Raw genomic sequence first — 6,172 nt, forward strand, 5'->3', positions numbered from 1 at the left:
GTTACTTACGGTCGTGAAAATAGCACTTATACTTCACAGTCGTGCAGCCAACCGGAACCTCAGCCATGCATCCTGTGCCGTGGTTTCTGGCCACTACGCCGTCGTCAGGTCCGGACATGTTGCCGCGCAACGCAGTTGCCGACATTCTGCAAGCCCGTCTCGGCGGCATGCGGTCGGTTTTCGTGGCCGCCCCGTCGGGATTCGGCAAGACGGTTGCGGTGTCGCAGTGGGCCGCCGGGCACCGGTGTGAGGCGCCCGGTTCGGTTGCGTGGCTGACGCTCACCGAGCGGGTCAACGGTAGCGGCGACGTGCTGCGCGGAATTCTGACCGCGCTGCTCAACGCGGCGCGCGAGCGCGGTGATGAGGCCGCAGCCCTGGCGGTGTCCGGGATCTTCGAATCGGTATCCTACGACGCCGGCGTGGCAGCGCTGATGGCTCTGGATCATCCCCGGATTGTCCTCATCGTCGACGACTACCAACTGGCCCGGGACCGGTGGCCGGATGCTGTCGAGTTCGTCGAGAACGGTCCACAGTGGCTTCAGTTCGTCATGATCACGACCGATCCCGTAGGCCCGGTATGGGCGCGACTGCGCGTGCACCACAAGGTCGCCATGATGGGCCCCGCCGAACTGGCTTTCACCCGCGGCGAAGTCGAAGCGCTCGTGGCGGCGGCCGGTGACACGGCAGACGTCGACCGCATCATGGCCGCCACCGACGGATGGCCAGGCGCGGTCCGACTGATTCTCGTCAGCGGTGACGACACCGAGGCTTTCACACCCGGGACTGATCTCACCGACTACATCAGCACTGCGGTACTCGCGCGGCTGCGTCCCGACCTGGCCGACTTCGCGCTCAAGGCGACGGTGTGTTCGCGGGTCGATGAACAGCTTGCCGCGGCACTGTCAGGTCGCACGGACAGCGCCGTACTCCTCAACGATTGCGTCGGCGCGGGCCTGTTCATAGAACGTATCGGCACCGGAGAAAGCGCCGTATACCAGTGGCATTCGCTGTTCGTCCGACACTGCCGGGAGATCCTCCGGCGAGACAACGCTCAAGAGTGGTTGCGTCTCAACCAGATCGCCGCACGGGAGCTGGCGCAGCGGTATCCGTTGGACGCGGTCGACCATGCGATCGTCGGTGGTGACAGGGTGGCACACGACATCATCGGCGATCACTGGCTGGAATTGCTGCTCCAATCGCGCTCCACCGCACTGGATCAAGCATGTCTGCGGTTGACCGAGGCCTTCGGTGAGGATCCCGAGATCCTGATGATCCGTTCCAGCTGCCGGGCCATGGCAGGCGACGACATCATGGCGACGTTACTGCTCAACCGGGCCGCTGCGATGCCGTCGGCGTCACGACGGACGCAATTCGTCGCCGACCTCACCCAACTCCTGGTGTCCGACGACCGCGAGGCCATGTCCGAGGCGGCGGCGCGGGTCGAGGCCGCCCTAGCTGATCGCGATATCGTCACACCTCGGGTGTATGCGTGTGCGTTGTTCGTTCTCGGCTGGGCAGATTCGCGCTTGCGCCGCAGTGCGACACGTGGTTCAGAGCTGCTCGAGGCTGCGATGAACGAATGCGCCGCTCTGGGCCTGCCGGAGGTGGCACACCGGGCCCGGCAGAGCCTGGCTTTCGCGCTCGCCCATTCGGGCGAGATCGCCCGCGCACAGGCGGCGTTGCAACGTGTGGTGGTACCCGCCGAATCAACCCCCGAGTTGTGGCTCTCGCACGACGGAGACGGCATCGAACGGTTCACGGCCGGCTGGATACACTTCTGGCACGGTGAGATCACTACGGCCGTCGAGTATTTGATCCCGGCGAGCACCGCACCAGGAGTTGGATATCCAGATACGTCGCGGATGTTTCTGGCGTTCAGTGCGGCGACGTTGCGCGACTCCGATGTGCTCGCCACCGCTGAGCTGGGCGTCGCCCGCATGCCGGATGTGGACACCCACGGGGTGCCCTGGGTCAGCTACAAGACCGCCAGCCGAGCGCGGTTGGCAGAGGCCCGCGGTGATCATCGGCTTGCACTCGAGCTGGCCGCGAGTGTGCTTGGTTCCGAACATGTCCCGATGGTTTCGGCCGTGATGTCCGGAATGTGCCGTCGTCTCGGTGCTCACCAGATGGCGGTGCGCCTGGCACATCAGGCGTTGGAGCCGCACGTCCCCGCCTATATCGCGGCGTATGCGCTGAGCACACTTGCGTATATGGATTGGCAAGAGGGGCAGGCAGACTCCGCTCACATGCGGATGGAAGAGGCGATCTCTGCCGCCCGGCCAGAGCGGGTGCGCTATCAATTCGTCGACAACCCGGACGCGGTGTGCCGGGATTTGCTCGCGGCGCACCTGTCGTACACGTCGTATCCGGACTTTGTCGAAGAAGCACTGCTGGAATGTGAGCGGGCGGTCACCGATGGCATACCGGCGGCGTTGACGCCCCGCGAGCAGGAACTGCTGGCGTTCTTGCGGACGCCGATGACGATGCAGGACATCGCGGAGAAGATGGGGGTGTCGGTGAACACACCCAAGACGCATCAGCGGGCCATCTACCGCAAACTCGGTGCGACCAACCGCCGCGAAGCCATCAAGCTTGCCGGGCGCTAGGTCTTTCCTTGTGCGTGCCATCCTTGCGCGAGCAGTCACGGCGGTCCGCGAAATGCGGCGTGTCGCGTACCGCCACTGGGGGTACCGCCCGCTTGCGGGGGAACTGCTCGGCGGGGAAAGTTGCGCACATGAGCGAGGAACTCGTGACGGTGTACGACGCCGACGGGAATGTGACCGGCACCGCTGCGCGGTCGCGGGTATACGCCGAAGGGCTCTGGCACGGCAGCGCCGGGGTGCTGGTCCGCTCGTCCGACGGCAGCCGGATCTACGTGCACCGACGCACCCCGACCAAGGCGGTGTTCGCCGGCATGCACGACTGCCTGGCCGGCGGCGTCATCGACCCCGGTGAGACGCCGCTGCAGACCGCGACCCGCGAACTGCACGAGGAACTCGGCATCACCGGGGTACCGCTGACCCCGCTCGCATCGGCGGCATGGGACGGGCAATGGGCGGGAAAACCCATGCGCTGCCACGTGTTCGCCTTCGAAACACACTGCGACGGCCCGATCCGCCACCAGCCGGAGGAAATCAGTGCCGGCTGGTGGTGGACCGACGACGAGCTCGCGGCCCATCTGGCCGATCCGGACTGGCCTTTCGTGCCCGACACCCGGGTGCTGATCCCGCAGCTGCTGCGCTTACGTCAACACCCTTGAGCTAAGGGCGCGGATGCTTCTTACTGGGTGGTACCTCACCATTCAGGAAGACTCCCGTGCGAACCGTTTTCGAACAGAACAAGCCTGCTGCCAGCCTCATCGATCGCTCGCTGGCCAACACCGCCCTGCAGCCCTTCTGGCTGGACGACGTGCCGGCCCAGCCCGGCCACCCGGTGTTGACCAGGGCGTCGACGCACTACGACCTCGTCGTCGTCGGCGGCGGGTATACGGGCCTGTGGTCTGCACTGCTGGCCAAACAGCGTGACCCTGGGCTTCGGGTCGCAGTGCTGGAGGGGCAGACGATCGGCTGGGCGGCCTCGGGCCGCAACGGTGGTTTCGTCGACGCATCGCTGACCCACGGCGCCGAGAACGGTCGCAGCCGGTGGCCCGGCGAGATGGAGACCCTTGACCGGCTGGGCATGGAGAACCTCGACGGCATCGAGAAGACGGTCGACACCCTGGGCCTGGATTGCGACTTCGAACGCACCGGGTCCGTCTCGGTGGCGGTGGAGCCCTACCAAGCCGACCAATTGGCCGCAGCGCCGCTGGCTCCGGGACAGGTGTACCTGGATCGACAGGCCATGCGTGCCGAGGTCGCTTCGCCCACCTACCTGGCCGGCGTGTGGTCCAAGGACACCTGTGCGCTGGTTCATCCCGCCAAGCTCGTGTCCGAACTCGCCCGCGCTGCAGCCGAACTCGGCGTGGAGATCTACGAGCACAGCAAGGTTTGTGGACTCGGACAGGACCGTCGTGGAGGACCGCTGACCCTACGCACCGAGCGTGTTTCGGTGCGGGCCGACCGAGTGATCCTGGCAACCAACGGTTTTCCGTCATTGTTGAAGAGGTACCGGTACCACACCGTGCCGGTCTACGACTACGCGCTGATGACCGAACCGCTCACCGAAGCGCAGCTGGCGGATATCGGCTGGCGTAACCGGCAGGGTATCGGCGACATGTCGAACCAGTTCCACTATTACCGGATGTCGAAAGACAATCGCATCCTGTGGGGCGGGTACGACGCTATCTATCACTTCGGCGGCAAGATCCGGCCTGGGTACGAGGACCGCGACGCCACCTATCGCCGACTGGCCGGTCACTTCTTCACGACGTTCCCGCAGCTGGAGGACGTCACGTTCACCCATAGATGGGGTGGCGTGATCGACACGTCGACGCGATTCTGCGCGTTCTTCGGATCCGCGTACGGAGGCCGAGTCGGATACGCGGCCGGGTTCACCGGGTTGGGGGTGGCGGCAACACGTTTCGCCGCCGAGGTCATGCTCGACCGGTTCGGCGGCACTACGACCGAACGCACGCAACTGGAGATGGTCAAGTCGATTCCGTTGCCCTTTCCGCCAGAACCGTTGGCTTCGGCTGGAATTCAGGCGACCCGCTGGTCGCTGGACCGGGCCGACCACCGGGAAGGACGGCGCAACGTGCTACTGAGGGCACTCGACTCGGTCGGTCTGGGATTCGATTCATGAGCGACTCAGTCGACACCCTGGCGCTGGCGCTCGAGCACACGCCCCTGCCGCAGGAATTGGTGGTCGCCGGAACCCCGACGGCGGGATACCGTGATATCACCGAGCTTTCGGGCTTGACCGTCGGAGTCTGGGAGCACACGCCCGGCACGTCGCGTGATGTCGAATCCGACGAGGTGTTCGTCGTCCTCACCGGTGATGCGACGGTGACATTCGACGACGGTTCCCCACCGGTGGACCTACGCCCCGGCAGCCTCGTGCGGCTTCGCGCCGGGCAGCGCACCACGTGGACGGTCCGCGAGACGCTGCGCAAGGTGTACGTCTCGTAGCTGCGTGCATCGACCGGCGATGAAAGCGGTGGGCTGAGGGTCCGGAACTTGTCGGACCCTTCTGCTTGGATAGTGTTATGTCCTCGCAGCCAACATCTTTCACTGATGACGGGGTGAGCCCTGCGCAGCGGCTGGAGGTGTTGATCGACGAATTGTCGGAGTTGTGCGGGCAGCGCAACGCGATCGACGGACGCATCGTCGACATCGTCGCCGAGTTGGAGCGTGACGAATTGTGTGGCGCCACCGGGGCCCGCTCGATCACGGCGTTGGTGGCCTGGAAAACCGGTGTCACCCCGAACAATGCCGACACGATCGTGGCGGTGGCGCGTCGCGCCGAGCAATTCCCCCTCTGCACCCAAGCCCTGCGGGAGGGCCGGTTGTCACTCGATCAGGTCGGGGTGATCGCCGAACGCGCCGCCGACGGCTCCGACGCGCACTTTGCCGAGCTGGCCGCGGTCGCCACCGTCGCCCAATTACGCACCGCGATCAAACTCGAACCCAAGCCCGAACCCAAACCTGAACCCGATCCCGAAGTGCCCACTGAGCCGGAGCCGGTGGTGCCCGAGCCGAAACGCTCGTTCACCAAAATCGAGCACGACGACACCACCACCTACCAGATCACCCTGCCCCGGCTGGAGGCAGCGAAACTCGATGCCGGGGTGCGCTCACATCAGGAGGCGCTGATCGCGGCGTGGAAACGCGACGACGACGAAGGGGATCAGGTATCGGAGCAGGCATCACCCTTCCCGAATGCTGTGGACGCGTTCATGAGCCTCGTGGAGGCCGGGTGGGACGCGGACGTGGAGCGCCGCCCGCACAGCCAGCACACCACCGTCGTCGTGCACGTCGATCTCGACAAAGATGGCGAGAAACCCGTCGCGGCCCTGCATCTGGGGCCCGTGCTCAGCGACGAGGAGCGGCGCTACCTGACCTGTGACGCTACGTGTGAGGTGTGGTTCGAACGCTATGGGCAACCCATCGGCGCGGGACGTGCCGCCCGCATCGTCAACCGCCGGTTGCGCCGCGCGTTGGAGCACCGCGACCGCTGCTGCGCAGTCCCCGGCTGCGGCGCCACCCGCGGCCTACACGCCCACCACATCGTCCAT

Annotated in this window: 5 protein-coding genes; all 5 read left to right on the forward strand. The window is 65.7% G+C overall.

Translation table 11 applies throughout. The features are described from left to right. The first annotated feature begins 41 nt into the window (after positions 1 to 41). Complete coding sequence (locus BST13_RS19345; protein ID WP_142282811.1) at positions 42 to 2,606, forward strand: winged helix-turn-helix domain-containing protein; 2,565 nt, start codon at positions 42 to 44, stop codon at positions 2,604 to 2,606. A gap of 128 nt (positions 2,607 to 2,734) precedes the next feature. Further along, the gene (locus tag BST13_RS19350; RefSeq protein ID WP_083165633.1) at positions 2,735 to 3,259 is read left to right on the forward strand and encodes an NUDIX hydrolase; all 525 of its coding nucleotides are present in this window, start codon (positions 2,735 to 2,737) and stop codon (positions 3,257 to 3,259) included. A 56-nt stretch (positions 3,260 to 3,315) separates the two neighbouring features. Further along, positions 3,316 to 4,740: an NAD(P)/FAD-dependent oxidoreductase gene (locus BST13_RS19355; RefSeq protein WP_083165634.1), complete on the forward strand. Its 1,425-nt coding sequence runs from the start codon at positions 3,316 to 3,318 to the stop codon at positions 4,738 to 4,740. Further along, positions 4,737 to 5,066, forward strand: coding sequence for a cupin domain-containing protein (locus BST13_RS19360; RefSeq protein WP_083165635.1), 330 nt, complete (start codon positions 4,737 to 4,739; stop codon positions 5,064 to 5,066). Before BST13_RS19355 ends, BST13_RS19360 begins: the two co-directional genes overlap by 4 nt. A gap of 77 nt (positions 5,067 to 5,143) precedes the next feature. Continuing rightward, a partial coding sequence (locus tag BST13_RS19365) for an HNH endonuclease signature motif containing protein (RefSeq protein WP_083165647.1) occupies positions 5,144 to 6,172 on the forward strand: 1,029 nt, incomplete at its 3' end.

Origin of the sequence: Mycobacterium aquaticum, from assembly GCF_002086485.1 — a bacterium.
GTDB classification, from domain to species: domain Bacteria; phylum Actinomycetota; class Actinomycetes; order Mycobacteriales; family Mycobacteriaceae; genus Mycobacterium; species Mycobacterium aquaticum.

Excerpts from the sequence above, each read along its gene's own strand:
- BST13_RS19350 (WP_083165633.1), top strand. The coding sequence starts at position 2,735 with ATGAGCGAGGAACTCGTGACGGTGTACGACGCCGACGGGAATGTGACC.
- BST13_RS19360 (WP_083165635.1), top strand. The coding sequence starts at position 4,737 with ATGAGCGACTCAGTCGACACCCTGGCGCTGGCGCTCGAGCACACGCCC.